This is a genomic window from Psychromonas sp., assembly GCF_983033635.1.
Genome location: NZ_CEZLMY010000021.1, coordinates 1 through 20431, shown reverse-complemented (window position 1 = coordinate 20431; position 20431 = coordinate 1). Strand labels below are relative to the sequence as shown.

General features: G+C 41.2%; 19 protein-coding genes. 10 read left to right on the top strand and 9 right to left on the bottom strand.

The window, feature by feature from the left end:
- Window positions 1–26: 26 nt before the first annotated feature.
- Window positions 27–347: a hypothetical protein gene (locus AC4GME_RS04750; protein ID WP_490379075.1), complete on the bottom strand. Its 321-nt coding sequence runs from the start codon at window positions 345–347 to the stop codon at window positions 27–29.
- A gap of 155 nt (window positions 348–502) precedes the next feature.
- The gene (locus tag AC4GME_RS04745) at window positions 503–1435 is read right to left on the bottom strand and encodes a hypothetical protein (protein WP_490375906.1); all 933 of its coding nucleotides are present in this window, start codon (window positions 1433–1435) and stop codon (window positions 503–505) included.
- Between the two features lie 543 nt (window positions 1436–1978).
- Here AC4GME_RS04745 and AC4GME_RS04740 point away from each other — a divergent pair.
- The gene (locus tag AC4GME_RS04740) at window positions 1979–2575 is read left to right on the top strand and encodes an acyl carrier protein phosphodiesterase (protein WP_490375907.1); all 597 of its coding nucleotides are present in this window, start codon (window positions 1979–1981) and stop codon (window positions 2573–2575) included.
- A gap of 60 nt (window positions 2576–2635) precedes the next feature.
- Here AC4GME_RS04740 and AC4GME_RS04735 read toward each other — a convergent pair whose 3' ends face one another.
- On the bottom strand, window positions 2636–3199 hold the full coding sequence (locus tag AC4GME_RS04735) for a phosphoribosyltransferase (protein ID WP_490375908.1): 564 nt from the start codon (window positions 3197–3199) through the stop codon (window positions 2636–2638).
- Window positions 3200–3436: 237 nt separating this feature from the next.
- On the opposite strand from AC4GME_RS04735, the gene AC4GME_RS04730 reads away from it, so the two are divergent.
- From AC4GME_RS04730 to AC4GME_RS04720, 3 genes are read left to right on the top strand one after another with little or no spacing between them, the layout of a single operon-like run.
- Window positions 3437–4117, top strand: coding sequence for a hypothetical protein (locus AC4GME_RS04730; RefSeq protein ID WP_490375909.1), 681 nt, complete (start codon window positions 3437–3439; stop codon window positions 4115–4117).
- A gap of 28 nt (window positions 4118–4145) precedes the next feature.
- Entirely contained in the window at window positions 4146–4568 is a 423-nt protein-coding gene (locus AC4GME_RS04725) for a hypothetical protein (RefSeq protein ID WP_490375910.1), read from the top strand.
- Window positions 4569–4578: 10 nt separating this feature from the next.
- On the top strand, window positions 4579–4737 hold the full coding sequence (locus AC4GME_RS04720; protein WP_490375911.1) for a hypothetical protein: 159 nt from the start codon (window positions 4579–4581) through the stop codon (window positions 4735–4737).
- Here the strand turns inward: AC4GME_RS04720 and AC4GME_RS04715 are convergent.
- The 3 genes from AC4GME_RS04715 to AC4GME_RS04705 all read right to left on the bottom strand — a co-directional run bounded on the left by AC4GME_RS04715 (window position 4734) and on the right by AC4GME_RS04705 (window position 7023).
- A complete protein-coding gene (locus AC4GME_RS04715; protein WP_490375912.1) occupies window positions 4734–5075 on the bottom strand; it encodes a hypothetical protein in 342 nt (113 codons plus the stop codon). The two genes, AC4GME_RS04720 and AC4GME_RS04715, sit on opposite strands and share 4 nt — an antisense overlap.
- Before the next feature lie 168 nt (window positions 5076–5243).
- Entirely contained in the window at window positions 5244–5819 is a 576-nt protein-coding gene (locus tag AC4GME_RS04710) for a TetR/AcrR family transcriptional regulator (RefSeq protein WP_490375913.1), read from the bottom strand.
- Window positions 5820–6033: 214 nt separating this feature from the next.
- The gene (locus AC4GME_RS04705; protein ID WP_490375914.1) at window positions 6034–7023 is read right to left on the bottom strand and encodes a 2-hydroxyacid dehydrogenase; all 990 of its coding nucleotides are present in this window, start codon (window positions 7021–7023) and stop codon (window positions 6034–6036) included.
- 150 nt (window positions 7024–7173) lie between these two features.
- Here AC4GME_RS04705 and AC4GME_RS04700 point away from each other — a divergent pair, with 150 nt between their 5' ends.
- Window positions 7174–8256, top strand: coding sequence for a hypothetical protein (locus tag AC4GME_RS04700; protein ID WP_490375915.1), 1083 nt, complete (start codon window positions 7174–7176; stop codon window positions 8254–8256).
- A 162-nt stretch (window positions 8257–8418) separates the two neighbouring features.
- Here the strand turns inward: AC4GME_RS04700 and pckA are convergent, their stop codons facing one another.
- On the bottom strand, window positions 8419–10050 hold the full coding sequence (gene pckA, locus AC4GME_RS04695) for a phosphoenolpyruvate carboxykinase (ATP) (protein ID WP_490375916.1): 1632 nt from the start codon (window positions 10048–10050) through the stop codon (window positions 8419–8421).
- 497 nt (window positions 10051–10547) lie between these two features.
- Between pckA and AC4GME_RS04690 the strand changes: the two genes are divergently transcribed.
- Window positions 10548–12671: a methyl-accepting chemotaxis protein gene (locus AC4GME_RS04690; RefSeq protein WP_490376259.1), complete on the top strand. Its 2124-nt coding sequence runs from the start codon at window positions 10548–10550 to the stop codon at window positions 12669–12671.
- A gap of 125 nt (window positions 12672–12796) precedes the next feature.
- On the opposite strand, the gene hslO is transcribed toward AC4GME_RS04690, so the two are convergent.
- Together hslO and hslR are read right to left on the bottom strand one after the other, a co-directional pair.
- Window positions 12797–13657 carry an Hsp33 family molecular chaperone HslO gene (gene hslO / locus AC4GME_RS04685; RefSeq protein WP_490376260.1) on the bottom strand — a complete coding sequence of 287 codons (861 nt, stop codon included), beginning with the start codon at window positions 13655–13657 and terminating at the stop codon, window positions 12797–12799.
- A gap of 26 nt (window positions 13658–13683) precedes the next feature.
- A complete protein-coding gene (gene hslR, locus AC4GME_RS04680; RefSeq protein ID WP_490376261.1) occupies window positions 13684–14088 on the bottom strand; it encodes a ribosome-associated heat shock protein Hsp15 in 405 nt (134 codons plus the stop codon).
- A 494-nt stretch (window positions 14089–14582) separates the two neighbouring features.
- Here hslR and gspC point away from each other — a divergent pair, with 494 nt between their 5' ends.
- The 4 genes from gspC to gspF all read left to right on the top strand — a co-directional run bounded on the left by gspC (window position 14583) and on the right by gspF (window position 20292).
- A complete protein-coding gene (gspC, locus tag AC4GME_RS04675; protein ID WP_490376262.1) occupies window positions 14583–15446 on the top strand; it encodes a type II secretion system protein GspC in 864 nt (287 codons plus the stop codon).
- 94 nt (window positions 15447–15540) lie between these two features.
- Window positions 15541–17556, top strand: a complete 2016-nt coding sequence (gene gspD / locus AC4GME_RS04670; RefSeq protein ID WP_490376263.1) for a type II secretion system secretin GspD — start codon at window positions 15541–15543, stop codon at window positions 17554–17556.
- On the top strand, window positions 17556–19076 hold the full coding sequence (gene gspE / locus AC4GME_RS04665; RefSeq protein ID WP_490376264.1) for a type II secretion system ATPase GspE: 1521 nt from the start codon (window positions 17556–17558) through the stop codon (window positions 19074–19076). The genes gspD and gspE overlap by 1 nt, the downstream gene beginning before the upstream one ends.
- A 1-nt stretch (window position 19077) precedes the next feature.
- The gene (gene gspF / locus AC4GME_RS04660) at window positions 19078–20292 is read left to right on the top strand and encodes a type II secretion system inner membrane protein GspF (protein WP_490376265.1); all 1215 of its coding nucleotides are present in this window, start codon (window positions 19078–19080) and stop codon (window positions 20290–20292) included.
- Window positions 20293–20431: the final 139 nt, after the last annotated feature.

Sequence of the window (20431 nt, the reverse complement as noted above, 5' to 3'; positions counted from 1 at the left end):
GTTTTGCATTCCTCGAATTCCTCGCATCATGCCGCCCACGTCTCGTAGTGACTTGCCTGCTCCTTGGTTAATTTCTCAGCAAAAGCACCTTGTGCCTTGCCTCCGCAAAGGGTTCCCGCCATAAGCCAGCACTGATAAGTCTCCAAGTCACGGGCCGGGCAATTCATTTTCGTACAGGGAAGGACCTCCCAGCATCTCCTGTGCTCCAGTTCCTTAGATAAGCAGCTCCATTTCTTGTCGCTCATGACACCTTTCTGGATACGGTTTTCGATGAAATTACTGAGATCCGTGTCGATATTTTCCAGAAAGGCGAGAATCTCCTGTTTGGCAATAATTTCAGATTTCATATTCGATTGATTCCTGTGATAAATAATCATATTTGAATTTAGTCAGAAGTATGCACAACGGCAAAGCTCACCGCGTTTGGCGAAGCTGGCGATTTTTGTACCCGGACAAAAAATGACAGGTTTGCCAAATCCGCTGTAGCCACTTGTTATGCAATTCAAATGGCAAGTGGTTGGCTCTCCCACTTACATTGCAAGTTTTTATCAGTTGAATGAGGTATGTAAAACTCATCTACATCGAACTCGTGACACATACCGACTGTAATATTCGATAACTCGCCTTGTTTCCAGAAATCATGATTTGGTCCAAACTGTGCGTGCAGGAGAGAAGCTACAGCACTAACGCTTAAAACAGCATGACGAAGTGTTGCTTTGTTTATGTTTAACTCTCTATCATGTTTTGTATTATTATAAGCATCGTACCAACTCAACGATTGTGTGGGTTTTTCAGCATCCCAGCCCTTGAACGGCAGCACGGCGTTAAAACTTGGATAAAGTTTGAATTTCACTTCATATTTTTCGAGGTGAAGCGGGTCTCGAAGTTTAACGTAATCATTTGTTGTCCATCTCCGCTGAGGGTATTTGTTCTCTCTCAAAATTGCCGATAGCGTGGACTCAACCTCCATACATGACAGCAATAGTAGATTACGTATTTCATGACCAAATACTTCTAAATTTTCGTTCGCTAGTTCGATAGTTTCTAAGATGCTTTTAAGCTTGCCGAGAAGAATACTTGTTGAAACCAAGCTCTGCCCAATTGCTTTAGAGTCAGATACTGGGCAGCCATTATCTTTGAAATTATCTTCGATAGCCCCTGGCCTGTAGATTCTGGGGTGAAACTTACCGGGGATAGTTTCTATGGTCTTACGGTATAAGTCATTAGGCCGTGGTTGAATTCTATTGATGTAAGCATTTGCATGATCTTCAACGGACTTACCGTCACAGGGGCTCCCTGCACATTGATTTAGCATGGCTTCACGATCTAGATCATATCGCCACATATAAATCAGACCGCCATATTCATAAGCAAATACCGGGTGTTGTCGAAATATAGGACTATCAGCCCAACGAAACGAATGTACCTTTGACATCACTCAGTTTTCCTTTTTGATTCGGATTCAAACGCATAACAGCTTGATAGGTATAACTACGCACTAAAAGCCGTGACAGCTATCTCTCTTAAAATAATCACCACAATATTTTTAATTTATCATAATATTAATATCTTGCATGATAACTGAATGAAAACGTGAGTTGAGATAGGTGTTATGGCAGCACCTATCCCATTTTTAAAATTGTAACTAACCATTTAATTTACAAGTTAAATTCCAAAATCACTAAAATAACCGGCACTGTGATACCTATCTGCTTGGTTAAAACAGCAATCAAGGCTGGGCACTCATTTTATTTTTGCAATTAATTCAAAGCGCTAGAACCACAAACTCATTTGGCTAGAGCCTTTCTTTCTGTTGACGTTTTTCTGATTCGAACGATCAGCAAAGCAGGACGGTCACATCTTTTGAGCTATTCGGACTGCGCAACTGCGTTTCGCTTTCTTATCGTCTACACGCTTTTTCTTTCTTTTTTCTGTAATAAAAATTACCCTAGCTGCAGCACACTAACCGGGTCAGGCCATGAACTTTCTTGCACACTTACATATCGCTTCGTTTACTAATACCAGTTTTGTGGGTAACTTTTTGGGTGATTTTGTGAAAGGTAATCCGGACGGGCAGTTTAATGCTGAGATTGTGCAGGGGATCCGTATACATCGTTTTGTGGATAGTTATACCGACCAGCATCAGATTGTTAAATCGCTTAAACCGCTGTTTCCTGCGCAGTTACGCCGTTTTGCGCCGATAACCCTGGATATGTTTTGGGATCACTGTCTGGCGAAGCACTGGAGCGAGTTTCATCACAGTTCGTTAGCGAATTTTTGCCAGCAAGCTGAGCTGCAGATTGAAGCGGAAAGCAAGTTAGAAATAAATGCACTGCCGCCGCGTTTTACAAAGGTGTCGCAATTGGTCTGGCAGGGCAGGTGGCTGGAGTGTTATGCCAAGATAGAAAATATTAATTTTGGCCTGCAGCGTATGGCATCACGCAGCCCTAAAATGGCACCGCTGGCAAATACCGGACAGACTTTGCTGGACCATTATGATCTGTTATCGCAGCAGTTTTTCGAGTTATATCCGGATGTTTTACAGAAAACCACGAAGTTTATAATTGAGAAGTAAACAGCAGAAACAAAAAAGGAGACTATTTAGTCTCCTTTTTAATGCGCTTATAAGCAAAGATTAATCGCGGAAAAGATCTTTAATGTTTTTAAAGTCTTCTTTACCTTCAGTAATCTCTTCAATTGATAAACCAGAAACTTCATGCGGGAATACTAACCACTCTTCAGACTCATGAATAAAGTAATCCGGTACGATTGATACCGCTTTGTTTTTCGGCTTGTAGTAAGGCGTGGCAATGCGCACATCTGTCGGCATATTCAAACGCATCTGCTCTGTCAGTTTCTCTTTTAATGCAACAACACTGCGACCTGAATCGAATACATCATCAACAATTAACAGACCATCATCCGCATTGGCATTTTCGATAATATAATGCAGGCCATGTACTTGAATTGTTTTGCTTTGTTGACCAATACCGTAATAAGAAGAGGTACGTACCGCAATATGGTCTGTTTCTACTTTTTTGTAATCAAAGTACTCTTGCACAGCGATACCAATCGGTGCGCCCCCGCGCCAGATGCCGACAATGAATTGTGGACGAAAACCGCTTTCATATACTTGAGCCGCAAGACGGAACGAGTCTTCAAGCAGCTGTTGAGCGCTGATAAATACTTTGTCAGACATATAATAACCTCTCCTAGTGAATTTTTGCGCAGATTCTAGACTAACGGCATAAAATAACAATGTTCTAGGCAGTATTTATGATTGTTTTTGAACAAAGATTTTTTTAAAAATTGCTTATAGGGTTTATTATCGGGAAGTTTGTCTGAATTAAGCTGACAAACCGAGAAAAAAACCTTTAATGAAATGAAGTAAGTTAGAATTGCGCCTGGCAAATGGATTATTTTTCAAAGGGACAAGATGTTCGATAGTGATCAACCTAAACCTCTGTATAACAGCTCGGCTAAAGTACAGCAAAAATTACAAGCGCTGATTGCAGAATCAGTAAACAATACGTTATTAGAAAACCGGATTCCGGTAGCGGTTGTGGATAAACTTTCCCGTCAAGTGGTAAATAATATTGATTTGCCTGCTTTGTATGAGATTATCGGGCAGGATATTCAATATCAGCGTTTCCCCAAACAGCGTATTTTAGATCGCACTATCGTACATATGTTTGAAATTTTATACCGCACTATCAATGCGAAAGATGATATTAAAGATGAAAAGCTGCAAAAAGAGTTTTTCACTATTGTACCCCGTGGTGAGTGTTTAGATCTGTTTCTGCAATTAGTAAAAGAGTACTGCATGGGCGATGCTGAAATTGAGAAGCACACTTACAAAATGGGGCCGATGATTGAGTTATACCGCACTGACCAAGTTATTCATTGGCCGGAACTTTATGAAAGTGATGCGTTTAAAACTTATCTTACAGGCTTGTTAAACCTGATCCTTAGCCGTCTGCGTAAAGATCAAAAACCGATTCCTGCGCTGGAGAATAAAATGCCAGTTAAATATCACCCGTACCGTATTAACTCGTTTCTGAATCAAGTTTGTAAGTTATGGCAAAATAAAGCAGTTGTTTTTTCACAATACAATTAGTCAATAACTAATTGATATCAGGTTGAAAATGAAATTATCTTATCTTTTTTCACTATTGTTTTCTGCGCTATTTTTTAGCTCTGTACAGAGCGCTGAGTTACTGCATCAAGAGATGCAGACCAGCCGTGATACCAGCTATATCAGCTTTCATAATAATGACTCACCTTTTGTATTTGCGGGAATCGTTGGTGGTGAGCATACCTCCATCTATAAGCTGTTAGGTTTTGCGGGACAGGTTTATCAGATCACTTTTATTTCCATAGAGGGTGATAGCAGCGCTAATATTTATGGTGATGGCTTTGCAAAGTTTAAGGTTCGGCATAAAAATTCCACATTGACGCAGGTAGACGTTATCGCCGAGCAGGTGTTTGTAACGATTGATATTTCTGCGTTAACTTATGGTGAATATAAACTGATTATCGAGAAAAAAGCGCATAACAGCGCAGAATAAAGGAGCGGCAATGAGTGATTCAACTGAGCAGAGTACTGTGCCATCAAGTGAGATTTCGGAGCTGTTAGATGCGATGATGATGGAATTACGATTCCGGGGCTGTGAGACAGAACATAAGCTGATTCGCCGCGCTTTAGCGATGCAAAAGAGACTACAACAGCAGGATTAAAGCCAGCTATGATGAAACTCAGTAAAGCGGCCAAGCAGTGCAAGTAAATTTTGTGCGATAGAATAAGTAAAACTAGGCAGAGATAGATTGCCGTGAGTATGAAACGTTAGAGATAAAAAGCCACTGCAGCTTTTGCTTTCAACGTAAAGCATTCGATCAAATAAAGATACGGACTTACTCCACCATAAAATACCATCTTTTAATGAGGGAGCATTGCACAACAGTATGCTCTGTACGCTGAGCAGCTCTTTAATATGCCAGCGCTTATTGCCGATAATGAAATGAGTGCTGCCTAAATCCTGCGCGAGCTGGCTAGTAAAATCTTTATTGTCGATCAAAGCTAAATACCTGCTTGGTTCTAAGCTATGCAGAATTACAGGGAAATTATGCAGATAGCCATGGTGATTTATTTAAACATTGCTACCTGTGCCGCATGGTAACCTATTATTGTTAACTGTAATAAAAATAGCTAGCCGCTATTTTGCTTTAGCAATCAAAGGTCACTTTCAGCGTTTAAAGCGTAATATGTTTTCCACAATTGCGTTTGCATTTTGCGCACTTGCTAAGTTTCTTTGCACAAGCGCAGTGGTGATTGCGCCCTCTTTTAACAGGCAAATTGTATCTACTAATAATGCATTTTTTTGTGCGTTTTCTTCAAATGAATCGACATGAACCTGCACCAGCGCTTTAATTTTGTCTTTATGCTCCTTACATGCCGAATAGATCTGTCTATTAAAATGACCATATTCAGCACTGGTATTGATAAAGTAACATCCCTTAAATTCACCAAGACCTTGCACGCGGCCATTAAACCAGTCATCCAGTGCTTCAAAGAGTGCTAATAGAGCGTCTTTACCCAGTTCCGCTTTGTTTAGCTGCTGAGTTAGCCAATCCATAAACAACTGATCTCGATATTTGAGGGTTGCTAGAATCAGCTCATCTTTGCTTTTAAAATGGTTATATAGCGTTTTTTTAGCAACGCCGGCAACCGTAATAATCTCATTAATGCCAACCGCATGTATGCCCTTTTTATAAAATAGGTTAAGTGCTGATTCAACAATGCTACGTTTTTTATCATTCATATTAATGCCCCTCGGACCGTTCATATATTCAGATAAAAGTAGACCATGTTGTCTATTATTGCAATATAGACAGCTTCTTCTATTTTGGGATATCTTCTTGCGGCTAGGATTGCTGATTTTGCATCTTGAAGTAACATGGGTATATTTGTTAATTATGCGGGATTTAGCCATGCTATTTGGAAATGCAGATTCCTGCATTTCCAAGCTGTAGGTTTTAATTTACTTCGTTGCCATTAGGGCAGCCACAAGCAAAACTTTGTAGGTTATCCAGTGTGGTTTGGGCAATGCTGGTTAATGCTTCTTTGGTTAAAAATGCCTGATGACCAGTAAAGATTACATTATGGCAGGCAGACAAACGGCGGAATACATCATCGCCGATAATCTCATCTGAATGATCGCCGAAAAATAGAGAGTCTTCCTCTTCATACACATCTAAACCTAATGCGCCGATCTTACCTGCTTTTAAGGAAACAATCGCATCAGTGGCATTAAGCAGTGCACCGCGACTGGTATTAATAATCATCACGCCATCTTTCATTTTTGAAAATGACTCGCTATTAAGCAGATGATGGTTCTCTTTGGTTAGCGGACAATGCAGGCTGATAATATCACTCTGTGCAAATAACTGCTCTGCTGAAACATACTCTGCACCCAGATCGATAGCTTGCTGTGAAGGGTAAGGGTCGAATGCTAATAATTTACAGCCAAAACCTTTTAAAATACGCATTGTCGCAATACCGATTTTACCAGTACCGATAATACCCACGGTTTTACCGAACATATTAAAGCCGACTAATCCCTGCAATGAGAAATTAGCATCACGCGTGCGCTGATAAGCTTTATGAATACGGCGGTTAAGGGTCATCATTAATGCAATCGCATGCTCTGCAACGGCTTCTGGAGAATAAGCAGGGACACGCATTACAGTTAAATCTAATTGTTTGCTGACTTCGATATCTACATTGTTAAAACCAGCACAACGCATAACGATAACTTTAATGCCGAGTTCAGCAAGCTCAGTTAATACCGGTGCTGATAAATCATCGTTTACAAACGCACAAACCGCATCATAACCTTGTGCAAGCTGGCAGGTATGGATATTAAGTTGAGTATCAAAATATTTTATTTGAATATCTTGCTCGTTAATAAGTGGATTGAAATGGTTGATGTCATAACTGCGCGTACTGAACATTGCAACTTTCATAATACAACTCCAATTGAGAATAATAATTGTTTACCATGTTATAAACATTTTTCAGCGATAGCGCAATCAAAGATGAAAATTATCGGATCTTCTCTTACCTATCCCTATTTGTTATAACTTAATCTCTGTTTTATTTAAGAGCCTGAAAATATGCATTTTTGTTTTTCTATTAGCGCACATGGATTTGGACATGGTGCGATCTCAACATCTGTTATTGAACGGCTGATGCAGGATTTCCCTGAAATAAAAATTACTGTACTCAGTTTATTGCCGAAAAGTTATCTGGATTCTCGTCTTTCCGGACCATTTACCCATATAGAATCGGGTCATGATTTTGGTATGTTGATGCATTCACCAATCGAGGTTGATATTCAAAACAGCAGGCTTAAATATCAGCAGCTCTTTGATAACTGGCAGCAGGTCGTCAATCAGGAAATAGAGATTTTAAAGCAGCTTAAACCGGATTGCGTGATTAGTAATATATCTCCAATCACTCTGGATGCAGCGATCCAGTTAAATATCCCCAGTGCTTCCGTTGCACCGTTTAACTGGGCGCAGATTTATGAACGTTACTGCTTAGATGCGCAGCAGACAAAAACCCAAGCGGTTTATAAGCAGATGCTTGCCGTTTATAAAAAAGTTGATTACATCTATAAGCCGCTGCCTTCCGTGCCGCTTGCTGGTGTTAATGAAATTAAGATCGCAAGTATTAACAGTCGCCCTAAAGGAGTGCCGCAGAAACTGCTGGAATCTCTGCCGGAGGGTACAAGCAAGGTGGCGTTAGTGGCATTAGGTGGTTTCCCTATCTCTTTAGATCTTAAAAACTGGCCCGTTATTCCCGGCTGGCACTGGCTGGTGGATCAACCTGAAAACCGGTTGCGTAACGATATGACCCAGATAAGGGATCTCAATATTCCATTTTTACAGCTGCTCGCTAGCTGCGATCTGATTTTAACCAAACCCGGTTACGGCACTTATTGTGAAATAGCGGCGATTGCTGAACATAAAAAAGTAAGAGTAATCAGCTTAGCGCGCCCTGACTGGCCGGAAACACCTTTCCTAAATGAGTTTTTAGCAGCGCGGGTGCCTTTTACAGAACTACATATCGAGCAGCTGCAGGGGCAATATTTAACGGCTGTGATTGAAAAGTTAAATGCTTTAGATTATCCGCAACAACAGGTCTGCGAAGATGGCTCTTTGCAGTTAGTTAAGCATCTGCTGCAACAATTGTAATTATTAACGCTATTTAAACTGCTCTCTGACGTAATCAAGAAACACTCTGTTTACTTTTGTTTGTGCTTACTGGCGTGCTTTTACTGATCATGCAAAACAAAAAAAGCCGCAGAGGTGTTCACTTCTGCGGCTCTGTTTTGACTTGTTAGTTAATCTGTTTCGTTAAGCTGGCTCTTCAACTAATTGCGGTCCTGCTTCAACTAACGCCTGACCTTCAGCTTTATCGGTATAACGTTCAAAGTTATTGATAAACAGGCTCGCTAACTCTTGCGCTTTTTTATCCCACTCTGCTCCATTTTCGTAAGTATCACGCGGATCCAGAATGGAGCTATGCACACCAGGTAATGCCAGCGGCACTTCTAAGTTAAAGAACGGAATCTGCTTGGTTTCAGCTTTTTCAATCGATCCATCTAAAATTGCATCAATAATACCGCGCGTATCCTGAATTGAGATACGTTTGCCAGAGCCGTTCCAACCGGTATTTACCAAGTAAGCTTCTGCACCGCATGCTTCCATACGTTTTACTAACTGCTCTGCATATTGTGTTGGATGCAGGGTTAAGAACGCCGCACCAAAACATGCCGAGAAAGTCGGTGTCGGTTCGGTTATACCGCGCTCAGTACCGGCAAGTTTAGCGGTAAAGCCGGACAGGAAGTGATATTGTGTTTGTGCTTTAGTAAGTTTAGATACAGGTGGTAAAACACCAAATGCATCCGCGGTTAAGAAGATCACTTTTTGCGCATGACCCCCTCTAGAAATCGGTTCAACAATATTGGTAATATGGTGGATTGGATAGGAAACACGCGCATTTTCGGTTTTGCTGGCATCATGGTAATCAACAATACCATCTGCATCTATCACCACATTTTCCAGCAGAGCATCATGCTTAATGGCGCGGAAAATATCAGGCTCAGCTTCAGCGCTTAGACGAATAGTTTTTGCGTAACAGCCTCCTTCAAAGTTAAAGACACCATCGTCATCCCAGCCATGTTCATCATCTCCAATTAAAGCACGTTTGGAATCGGTTGAAAGGGTGGTTTTACCTGTGCCGGACAGACCGAAGAAAATAGCGGTGTCACCACCTTTACCCATGTTTGCCGAGCAGTGCATTGACGCCATGCCGTTAAGTGGTAACAGGTAGTTCATCACTGAGAACAGGCCTTTTTTCATTTCGCCGCCGTACCAGGTACCGCCGATCACTTGCACTTTTTCAGTGAGATTAAATGCCACAAAATTTTCAGAATTTAAACCTTGTGCCTGCCAGTCAGGATTGGTAGTTTTAGAGCCGTTCATTACTATAAAATCAGGTTCAAAATCAACTAGCTCTTGATCTGTGGGACGGATAAACATATTCGTTACAAAGTGTGCCTGCCAGGCTACTTCCATAATAAAGCGTACTTTTAAGCGAGAATTTTCATTGGTGCCGCAAAATGCATCAATTACGAATAGACGTTTATTGGAAAGCTCTTTAGTAACGAGATCTTTTAAATGATTCCAAGTCGGCTGGTCGATCGATTTATTATCGTTTTTACCTTGGTCGGCCCACCAGACGGTATCGCGTGTGGTATCGTCTTTAACTATGTATTTATCTTTGGGTGAACGGCCGGTGAATATGCCGGTATCAACAGCGACAGTCCCGTTTTCGGTGATAACCCCTTTTTCAAAACCTGTTAAGTCAGGAGACATCTCTTCATTAAATAATGTTTCGTAACTTGGGTTGTAGATAACTTCAGAAACGCCGGTAATGCCATATTTGCTTAACTCATCAGTAGATAGTATTTTCGCTAGTGTCATATATCAGTCCTCTTAAGTGGTTGAAATTTCATTTTAATTATTAAATAAAATGTCAGTATCTAGAGTAGGGGATTAAAAAAAAAGTGTGGGAGATCTAGTTCAAATAATGGAATAAAATCATAAAATGTTTTATCAATCAGTGCTTTTTATTAAATGTTTTTGATCTTAAGCTTTTTTTATCCGCTCTCTGTGCTTGTGAATTGCCGCGTTATTCTGCTGCTCATTAATGGGGCGCTTCTCCAATTATTGCTCCATTTAAGTGCGTAGCAATGCACTTGCAGTGATTGCCGTCTATAGCAAATGCTGGAGTCAGCAAGTTTATAAATAATTATTTGCATACCTAAAATACCCGCTCAGCATAGGGGTAGACTGTTTTTCGTTTTACCCGGAAGCTTTTTTTTAACTGATCGGATTACATCTATATTCACTTCTATTGAGTTTGGTATTGATTTTGCTCTAGTTAGATTAAATTTTTATAATTTAATAAGGAGTTAAGGATGGATCTGACTGCAGAAGAACGTCATTGGTTACCCCTGTTTGGCGCGACCGGTAGGCTGGCAATGGGTAAGGCATGCTGGTTAAACCGAGGGCGGAAAAAGGTACTGGAACAAACCTTTACCAGCATTGCTAATACGCGGGTGCGCATTTTAAAATCCTGGGTAAATACACAGTGGAGCTTTCTCCATGATGCTTCCTTGTATATCGCTTCCAAACCAGAGAGTGAATGGCAGAGCGCTCTGCAGAGTCTATTAGCCAGAAATAATGATTTTTCTGAGCTGTTTATATTGATGGCTGATGGCAGCGTTTCATCTTCTAGCTCTAACTCCTGCGCTAAGCGAATGATAGATACAAATATCCTTAAAAAAGGACTGCAAGCGCAGTTTCTGCATGGCCCGTATATCGATCCGCAAACAGAATCGATCGGCCCCTCAAGTTCCTCTTTCCATGATGCTGTTACCCTTATGTATTATCAGCCGCTTGTCGTTGATAATAAAACCATTGGCTGCCTTTGCGGGCGGGTACCCAATGATGTGATGGGCGATCTTATCCAGCGCGAAGCGGGTCATGTTTATAGTGAGTCCGGGGATAACTATATTTTTATGGTTGAATCTAAGCTCAATCCTGCGATTTCAGCAGGAACTGCGCTTTCTCGTTCACGTTTTGAGGACAATACTTTCTCTCATGGCGAAAATCTTAAATCAGGGGTTAATACCAACTGGGGGATGGTAAAGGTAAAGGCGCATACTGAATTTGAAATCCGTTTTACAGATCCAGCCACTCAGCAACTGCATCCCGGCGTCAGAGAGACTATCCGTAACGGTGAAAACCTTTATGTTGCTTATCCCGGTTATTCTGATTATCGCCATATTCCCGTTATCGGTAAGGGGGTTACTTTCCAGCTGCATGGTTCACCGGATGTCTGGGGAATGATGTGTGAAGCGGATTTAGAGGAGGTTTATCGTCACCGTTCGCTTACCTATACACTGGGTAAAAAACTAAGTTTTGCGATGAGCCTGCCATTTATAAGCAATTTTATTGCAACCGGCTGGTTTGCTTTATCACCTTTGCAAAGCAATTTACTTTTGGCTTGTGCTTCTTTACTGGGGCTTGTCTGGTTCAGTTCTTTTGCTGTAAAACCAGTTACCAGACGGCTAAAACATATGATTGAAGTTATTCAGATGTTAGCGGAAGGGGATGCCAACCTTAATCAGCGCTTTGATACTTCACAGTTCAGTGCTGATGAATCAGGAGATATGGGGCGCTGGATTAACAGCTTTATCGATAATCTGGATAATATGCTTGGTGAGATGATCCATGCTTCTAATGAAGTGAAGCAGGTCAGTGAATCTATGCTGCGTCGCTGTCTTAGCGTCGATAGCTCCAGCAGGGCGACCAGTAATTCTATCGGCTCGATGCTGGTATTATCCGGCAGCCAGCAGGATGAGATAGCAAATGCCACCATTTCGGCGCAAATCATGCAGGAACTGATGCTCGATGTTGTGGCTAAATCACAGCAGGAGTATACGCAGGCGGTCAGTAATACCACTCAAATCAAAGATATAGTCTTGGCATCGGCTAAAAGTGTTAATGACGTAAACAGTCAGATGAAAGAGATTGGTGCGATAGTCGGTCTGATCACTGATATTACCGAGCAAACCAACCTGCTTGCTTTAAATGCGGCTATTGAAGCTGCCCGAGCGGGTGAGCATGGGCGTGGTTTCTCAGTTGTTGCTGATGAAGTCAGAAATCTGGCCACAAGAACATCGCAGGCTGCCAGCCATATCGGCAATATAATGGATAAATTAAGCAGTGAATCAGAAATGGCGGTCAGTTATATGGAGCAGGGGGTTAAAAATGTTGACCAGAACAGCCTGGTGCTGGATTCAGGAGAAAGAAGTCTGAAGTTAAAAACGGCAGTTGAAAATATGTTTAATACTATGAATCAGATTGCCAGCAACAGCGAACAACATGGTGAAACAGCGAAAGATGCTCAGAGTACAACGACATCTATGGAAATATCATCGCAGCAGCTGATCCGCCGGACTACGCTGGTAAAAAATTCTATTTTACGGCTGAATAAACTGGTTGAACGTTTTGAGGTCTCTAAGCGAGCGGCTTAGAACAAAACAGGACAGATATTTGTATCAGTCCTGTTGTTTTAATGTAACGACTCAGCACCTTATTAATTTAAGGTGTTTTTATCAAATAAGCTTAAATGGCAACGACCTGAGTAATTACGTTTTAATTAGTGTTGTGTGTTGTGCTCATCATTTAACAGTATTTGTAAGTCATCAACTTCAAAGTGATAATCACTTGCGCAATATTCACAATGCATATCGATAGCACCGTTCTCATTTAACAGATCTAAAATCTCTTCAGGTGCAATTGATGCGAGTGAAGATAAGCAGCGCTCTTTTGAACAACTGCATTTAAAAGAGATGGCTGCTGCTTCAAATAAACGTACGGTTTCCTGATGGTACAAACGGTACAGTAATTCGTCGTTTGCCAGTGTGTATAACTCATCTTCCTTGACGGTTGATGCTAACGCACTGACATGCTGAAATTCCTCTTCATGGCTTTCAGCTACAGCAGGTAATGTTTGCAGTAACAAACCGGCAGCTTGTGCTTTGTCTGTATTACTGGCATGCAAAATAATGCGCGTTGCTAATTGTTCTGATTGTTCAAAGTAATCTTCTAAACATTCACTTAGCGACTCTTTTCGTAATTCAACAATGCCCTGGTAACGTTCACCGTCATCCGGCGTAACAGTAATCATCAGATGACCTTTACCAGTAAGTTGTTTAAATGATAACCCGGTTGTATCGCCTTCAGCGCGTGCTGTACCGCGTAATTGCAGATCTTGATTGGCATTAATTACCGCTAAGTTTAATGGCCCGTCACCTTGCAGTTGTACGGCAATTTTACCTTCAAATTTTAAGGTTGCCGTTAATAAGCAGGTCGCGATTAATAGCTCACCGACAATATTTTCCACTTCTGGACTGTAATTATGTTTTTTGATTATTTCATTGAAGCTGTTATGTGCTTGCGCAATTTCGCCGCGGATTTGGTAATCATCAAAAATAAAACGTTGTAGTTGGTCACTCATATTTTTCACTCTCTATTTGTATCTGTTTAGTCGTAATTGGCTGTATTACGTTGTGATTTCGCTTGTATCAGTTCTCGCCGCTGTTTTTTATTTGGTTTACGATCTGGATGCGGTGCATTCTGTAAACTCAGTTTACGCAAGGTTTGGTACTGCTCACGTTTTTTTATACTCTCTTCTGTTTCTTTATATAAAGTTTCCGCAATCGGCGCGCCACGGCGCTGGTCAGATAAAATTTCAACACAAACTTGTTTGATTACATCGCCTTGGCGAATTGACAATAGAGCGCCAATTTCGACAATTTTACTCGCTTTGCCGCGTTGCCCGTTATAGTGAACTTTTCCACCTTGGATCATATCGCGTGCAATACTACGTGTTTTGTAAAAACGTGCTGCCCATAACCATTTATCTAAGCGAATTTTTTTATCAGTCATTTTGTATACCAAATTGATTAATTAAGTTCCCACTCAGAGTCGCTGTGCTGTTTCAGTTCTAGGCGCATCGGTTTGGAATGGTTATTCCCTTTTAAATTTATGCAACAACGAAATGGAATAGTACAGCGTCTCCCGAAGGGCTGGTTTCAAAGCGTTTTATACTGCGTTAGATGATATCACAATAGAATAACTATTCTCTCAATCATCAGCCTTGTCTAACACGCTTTGAACTCCAGCTGAGTGAGAAAGAATTTAGTCAAATTGGTATTACTCTTCTCTAATTGTGAATTACCAGTATAACAAATTGCTATTGTTTTTTTTCTGACTCATTTATGAAAATACCCACAAATTTATAATTAGTTTGGGTATATCCCGCATTATTGAAGCTATATGCTTGTTGAGAATGTGGGGCTGATGTAGCATGACGGATTACTTGCCACTATTTTTTACAGTGTGTTAGATGCTCAGAATTAGAAATTAAGCAGGGTGTATTTGTGCCATTATCAATTTTTTTACAAAAAATTTCCGGGGTAGTGTTGGTTGTGGTGAGTGGGTTATTAGCGTACCAGCTTGCTTTACTTACTTGGGCTTTGTTACCAGAGCAAGAATCGAAATATAAATGGGTTGTCCCAAAAGTAAAAACGCTACAGCACGATAATAAAATCGATACCCAAAAATTACAGCAGCAACACCTTTTTGGTGAACAGATAAAACCTAAAAAAGTAGTGAAAAAAGCCGCGACTGTAAATGAAGTGCCAAAAACAAAATTGAATTTAACTTTGGTTGGGGTTGTAGCCGCTACTGATCCGTTATTTTCCAGTGCGATTATCTCTTATAAAAGTAAACAGGACAGTTACTTTATTGAATCAAAGATTGAGGGGACTAATGCGAGTGTTTCAGAAATATATGAAGATCGTATTATTCTCGATGTAAATGGTGAGCTTCAAACTTTGATGCTAGATGGTGTTGAAACAGTGGATAGGCAGCGGGACACCCATGAGTCTAAAGCTCGAGTTTCTAGCAGTAAAAAAGTTAAGAAGAATCAGGTGAAAACGGTTAATTTAGATCGAAAAGAGCTGTTGAAAAATCCTGGTAAGTTAACCGATTATATTCGTATTTCACCTGTTCGTGAGGACGGGGAGGTGAAAGGTTACCGCATCAAACCGGGTAAAGAGCGCAGCTTATTTGATCAGGCCGGATTGAAAAATGGTGATCTTGCCATTGAGTTAAATGGTATTGATTTAACGGATACGCAGCAGGCGTTTACGTTAATGAAAGAATTTCCCACGATGACCGATATGAGTTTAACGGTTGAACGAGACGGACAGTTACACGAACTGTATTTCAGTATTCCGTAATTAGCCGAAAAAGAATTAGGTTGAACTATTTCAGAAAAATTATAACAAATAGTCAATCCATAATAAAAAGCATAGATTTGGAGTTTTAGTTAAGATGATATTTTTAGGGATGAAAAACAAGCTGGGCAAATTATTAAGCCTAAGTTTGTTTGCTTTAGTGCTTAATGGCGCAAGTACTGGGCCTGTATTTGCAACGGAATACTCTGCGAGTTTCAAAAATGCGGATATTAATGAATTTATCAATATTGTTGGTAAAAACTTAAATAAAACAGTTATCCTGGATCCTGCCGTGCGGGGGAATATTAACGTCCGCAGTTATGATCTCTTAAATGAAAAGCAGTATTACCAGTTTTTCTTGAATGTATTAGAAGTTTACGGTTTTGCAATTGTCGAAATGGACAGTGGTATTATCAAAGTTATCAAAGCCAAAGATGCCAAAGTGTCATCGATACCCGTGGTTGATGATGGTTTACAGTTCTCTGGCGATGAGATGGTTACACGTGTTGTGCCCGTTACTAATGTTTCCGTACGAGAATTAGCCCCTTTACTACGTCAGCTAAATGATAATGCGGGTGGCGGTAATGTTGTTCATTATGATCCCTCCAACGTAATTATGATCACAGGTCGAGCTTCTGTTGTAAATCGTCTGGTACAAATTATCCACCGTGTTGATAAAGCCGGCGACCAGGAAGTTGATATTGTTAAGCTTAAATATGCCAGTGCAATAGAGATGGTTAAAATTCTGAATGCCATTCAAAAACCCGCTGCAGGTTCAAAAAACACCACACCAAGCATTTTAAAACCGCGTTTAGTTGCCGATGAACGTACTAACTCATTAATTATCAGTGGTGAGCCAAAAACCCGCGCGCGTATTGTTAAGTTAGTTAAATCACTGGATGATGAACTGAAAAATAATGGTAATACCCGCGTTTTTTACCTGAAATACGCCAAAGCGAAAGAGGTGGTCAGTGTATTAAAAGGGGTCAGTAAAAGCATTGAAAAAGGGGGTAAAAGTAGTTCAAAATCGACTCAATCAACGTTGAGTATTGAAGCGCATGAAGGCACTAACGCGATTGTTGTTTCTGCGCAACCTGCATTAATGTCATCGCTGAGCAGTATCATTCGTCAGCTTGATATTCGTCGTGCACAGGTATTAATTGAAGCGATTGTTGTTGAGGTTTCAGAAGGCGATGGCATTAATTTAAGTACGCAGTGGGGGACTCCTTATGGTGGTACACAGTTCCATGGTAATGGTGTGACCACTGGTGAAATAGTTGGCGCTGCTTATGAAGTCAAAAATTCTGATGACGGTGATGACTTAACAGGTGCGGCTAGTGCCATTGCTAAAGTTGCTGGCGGTATTGTCGGTTTTGCGGGCAATGACTGGGGAGTGGTATTACAAGCAATTAGTAGCACAACCAGTTCAAATATTCTGGCAACACCGAGCATTACCACCCTTGATAACCAAGAAGCGAGTTTTATTGTTGGTGATGAAGTGCCGGTTTTAACTGGTTCGACAGCCAGTTCAACGAATTCTAATCCGTTCCAAACCATTGAGCGTAAAGATATCGGCATTAAACTAAAAGTAACACCGCAAATCAATGAAGGCGATGCGGTACAGATGGTGATTGAACAAGAAGTCTCTTCAATTAAAGATTCAACCGATACTGTTGATGTTGTATTTTCAACGCGTGCAGTTAAAACAACGGTTTTAGCAAAATCCGGTGATACTGTGGTGATTGGTGGTCTGATTGATGAAAAAGTAACTGAGAGTGTGGATAAAGTGCCGTTGTTAGGCGATATTCCATGGTTAGGCCATCTCTTTAAATCAACCAAAAGCAGCACTGAAAAACGTAATTTAATGGTTTTTATCCGTGCAACTATTATCCGTGACGATAAGACGATGAGTAATTTGAGTACGCGCAAATACAGTCTGATTCGCGAAATACAAAAATTGCAAAGAGAAGACGGCATTAATTTAATGCCGAATACTGATGCTCCGATATTACCTGCATGGGGCGAAAGTCATGAAATTAATCCAGATGATTTTGCTTTTCCGGAAGGGCGACAGAAAGTAACAAAAGATAATTCGCAACAGGAAGCGCTGTAATGAGCCTGCTTGAACAAACAGTTCCTGTTTATGAAGAGGAGATCGCAGAGGTAACACCTCGCGGTCAACTGCCTTTTCCTTTTTCTAAAAAACATGAATTAGTTATCGGCTTTGACGGCCAGTCCACTGAACTTTGTTATAAGCAGAAGCCCGCTCCTGAGCTGTTATTGGAAGTGCGCCGCGTGATTGGCCACTCTTTTAGCTTAAAGCTGGTCGATAATGAACGTTTTGAGGAGCTGGTTGCACTGGCTTATCAGTCTTCATCTTCTGAAGCACAACAATTGATGGAAGATATTGGCAGCGATGATTTCTTTACCCTTGCAGAGGAGTTGCCAGATGATGAAGATCTGTTAGAAACTGAAGACGATGCGCCGATTATCAAACTTATCAATGCTATGTTAGGCGAAGCCATTAAAGAAGAAGCATCTGATATTCATATCGAAACCTTTGAAAATTCATTGATTATTCGTTTCCGTGTCGATGGCGTGCTGCGTGAGATTTTAAAACCTCAGCGTAAGTTGGCTGCTTTATTGGTATCACGTATTAAAGTAATGGCGAAACTTGATATCGCCGAAAAACGTATTCCGCAAGATGGTCGTATTTCGCTGCGTATTGGTGGCCGTGCGGTTGATGTGCGTGTTTCCACCATGCCGGCTAGCCATGGTGAGCGTGTTGTTTTACGTTTGTTAGATAAAAACGCTATTAAACTCGATCTTGCAACACTGGGGATGACTGAGCAAAACCATGGCTTGTTGCGCGATCTTATCCACAAACCGCATGGCATTGTTCTGGTTACCGGCCCGACAGGTTCGGGTAAAAGTACCACGCTCTATGCGGGGTTATTAGAGATAAACTCCAAAGACTGTAATATTCTTACGGTTGAAGATCCTATTGAGTATGCGATTGACGGTATTGGTCAAACCCAAGTAAACAGTAAAGTTGATATGACTTTTGCGCGTGGTTTACGGGCAATATTGCGTCAGGATCCCGATGTAGTGATGATTGGTGAAATTCGTGATTTGGAAACTGCCGAAATCGCTGTGCAGGCGAGTTTAACCGGTCACTTAGTATTTTCGACGTTGCATACCAATAGCGCCGTTGGTGCGGTCACGCGTCTGCGTGATATGGGGGTTGAACCTTTCTTATTGTCTTCGAGTTTACTAGGTGTATTGGCGCAGCGCTTAGTGCGCCGTTTGTGTCCAAGCTGCAAAGCGCCGCATGCCAGCACTGAAAAAGAAAATCAAATATTAGGTTTGGAAAGTCATGCTAAAGCGATTATTTATCGTGCCGTAGGCTGTGAACATTGTAACCAAACGGGTTACAAAGGGCGGACGGGGATCCATGAGTTACTGGTGGTGGATGAAATTGTACGTGAATTGATCCATACAGGTGCGGGTGAGCAGGCCGTTGAAAAAGAGATTCGTCAGCATACGCCAAGTATTCGAGATGATGGTTTAGCAAAAGTGCTCGCTGGAGAAACTACACTGGAAGAGATCTTGCGCGTAACGAGAGAGGATTAGTGTGGCTACGTTTTTTTATAAAGCAATCGATGCACGAGGAAAACAGCAAAAAGGCACATTAGAAGCCGATTCCGCACGTCTGCTACGCCAACAATTACGCAGCTCCGGCTTAACACCTGTTGAGGTGGAAGCGGTTGCCAGTAAAACATCTAAAAGTGGTGCCAGTTTATTCAGCAGTAAAATAAAAACGGCTGATTTAGCATTAATAACCCGTCAATTATCAACATTAGTCGCAGCTGCTATTCCGATTGAAGAGTGTTTACACGCGGTTGCTGAGCAGTGTGACAAACCAAAAATTAAAGCGATGATTGTTTCTGTGCGCGGTGGCGTGATTGAAGGGCATAGTCTTGCTGATAGTATGCGTGGTTTTCCGCTTATTTTTGATAATCTATTCTGTGCTATGGTGGCCGCAGGCGAAAAGTCGGGGCATCTTGATAAAGTATTAGACAGGCTTGCCGATTATGCAGAGCAACGTCAAGAAATGAAAAGCAAAATGATGCAGGCGATGATCTATCCAATTGTATTAACCTTAGTGGCGATCTCTGTTGTGGCTATTTTGCTAACTTCTGTTGTGCCTCAGGTGGTGGGGCAGTTTGAACATATGGGCGCAGATCTGCCCGGTTCAACACAATTTTTAATTGCTGCCAGTGACGCTTTAAGTGCTTACGGTTTGTATTTTGTACTGTTTGTTGTTGCCTTCCTGTTCTTTAGTAAGCAGATCTTAAAAAAGGAGGAGAAGCAGTTAAAGTTTGATCAACAGTTACTTAAACTGCCGGTGATCGGGCGTGTTGCTAATGAGTTAAATACAGCCCGTTTTGCGCGTACATTAAGTATTTTAAACAGCAGTGCCGTGCCGCTATTGGAGGCTATGTCCATTGCCGGGCAGGTACTGAGTAACCTTTATATTCGCCAGCAGGTAGGGGAAGCCACAGAGCGGGTTCGCGAAGGTGCAAGCCTCGGACGAGCCTTAAAGAGCACTAAACTATTTCCTCCTATGATGTTACATATGATAGCCAGTGGTGAACGTAGTGGTGAGCTTGGCAATATGCTGGAACGGTCTGCGGATAATCAAGACAAACAATTTTCAGCGCAAGTTACTATCGCTTTGGGTATTTTTGAACCTGCTTTAGTGATTTCAATGGCGGGGGTGGTTTTATTTATCGTGTCGGCAATTTTGCAGCCAATTTTACAACTTAACAATATGGTATCAGGTTGATTTTACAGGCCTTTTGCAGCTTAATAATATGGTCTCAGGTTGATTTTACAGGCCTTTTATAACTTAATAATATGGTCTCAGATTGATTTTACAGGCCTTTTACAACTTAATAATATGGTCTCAGGTTGATTTTACAGGC

Coding starts and splice junctions, on each gene's coding strand:
- hslR (WP_490376261.1), bottom strand. CDS start 14,088: ATGACTGATAAAAAAATTCGCTTAGATAAATGGTTATGGGCAGCACGT.
- AC4GME_RS04705 (WP_490375914.1), bottom strand. CDS start 7,023: ATGAAAGTTGCAATGTTCAGTACGCGCAGTTATGACATCAACCATTTC.
- pckA (WP_490375916.1), bottom strand. CDS start 10,050: ATGACACTAGCGAAAATACTATCTACTGATGAGTTAAGCAAATATGGC.
- gspE (WP_490376264.1), top strand. CDS start 17,556: ATGAGCCTGCTTGAACAAACAGTTCCTGTTTATGAAGAGGAGATCGCA.
- AC4GME_RS04730 (WP_490375909.1), top strand. CDS start 3,437: ATGTTCGATAGTGATCAACCTAAACCTCTGTATAACAGCTCGGCTAAA.
- hslO (WP_490376260.1), bottom strand. CDS start 13,657: ATGAGTGACCAACTACAACGTTTTATTTTTGATGATTACCAAATCCGC.
- AC4GME_RS04700 (WP_490375915.1), top strand. CDS start 7,174: ATGCATTTTTGTTTTTCTATTAGCGCACATGGATTTGGACATGGTGCG.
- AC4GME_RS04745 (WP_490375906.1), bottom strand. CDS start 1,435: ATGTCAAAGGTACATTCGTTTCGTTGGGCTGATAGTCCTATATTTCGA.
- AC4GME_RS04725 (WP_490375910.1), top strand. CDS start 4,146: ATGAAATTATCTTATCTTTTTTCACTATTGTTTTCTGCGCTATTTTTT.
- AC4GME_RS04740 (WP_490375907.1), top strand. CDS start 1,979: ATGAACTTTCTTGCACACTTACATATCGCTTCGTTTACTAATACCAGT.
- AC4GME_RS04750 (WP_490379075.1), bottom strand. CDS start 347: ATGAAATCTGAAATTATTGCCAAACAGGAGATTCTCGCCTTTCTGGAA.
- AC4GME_RS04735 (WP_490375908.1), bottom strand. CDS start 3,199: ATGTCTGACAAAGTATTTATCAGCGCTCAACAGCTGCTTGAAGACTCG.
- gspD (WP_490376263.1), top strand. CDS start 15,541: ATGATATTTTTAGGGATGAAAAACAAGCTGGGCAAATTATTAAGCCTA.
- AC4GME_RS04690 (WP_490376259.1), top strand. CDS start 10,548: ATGGATCTGACTGCAGAAGAACGTCATTGGTTACCCCTGTTTGGCGCG.
- AC4GME_RS04710 (WP_490375913.1), bottom strand. CDS start 5,819: ATGAATGATAAAAAACGTAGCATTGTTGAATCAGCACTTAACCTATTT.
- AC4GME_RS04720 (WP_490375911.1), top strand. CDS start 4,579: ATGAGTGATTCAACTGAGCAGAGTACTGTGCCATCAAGTGAGATTTCG.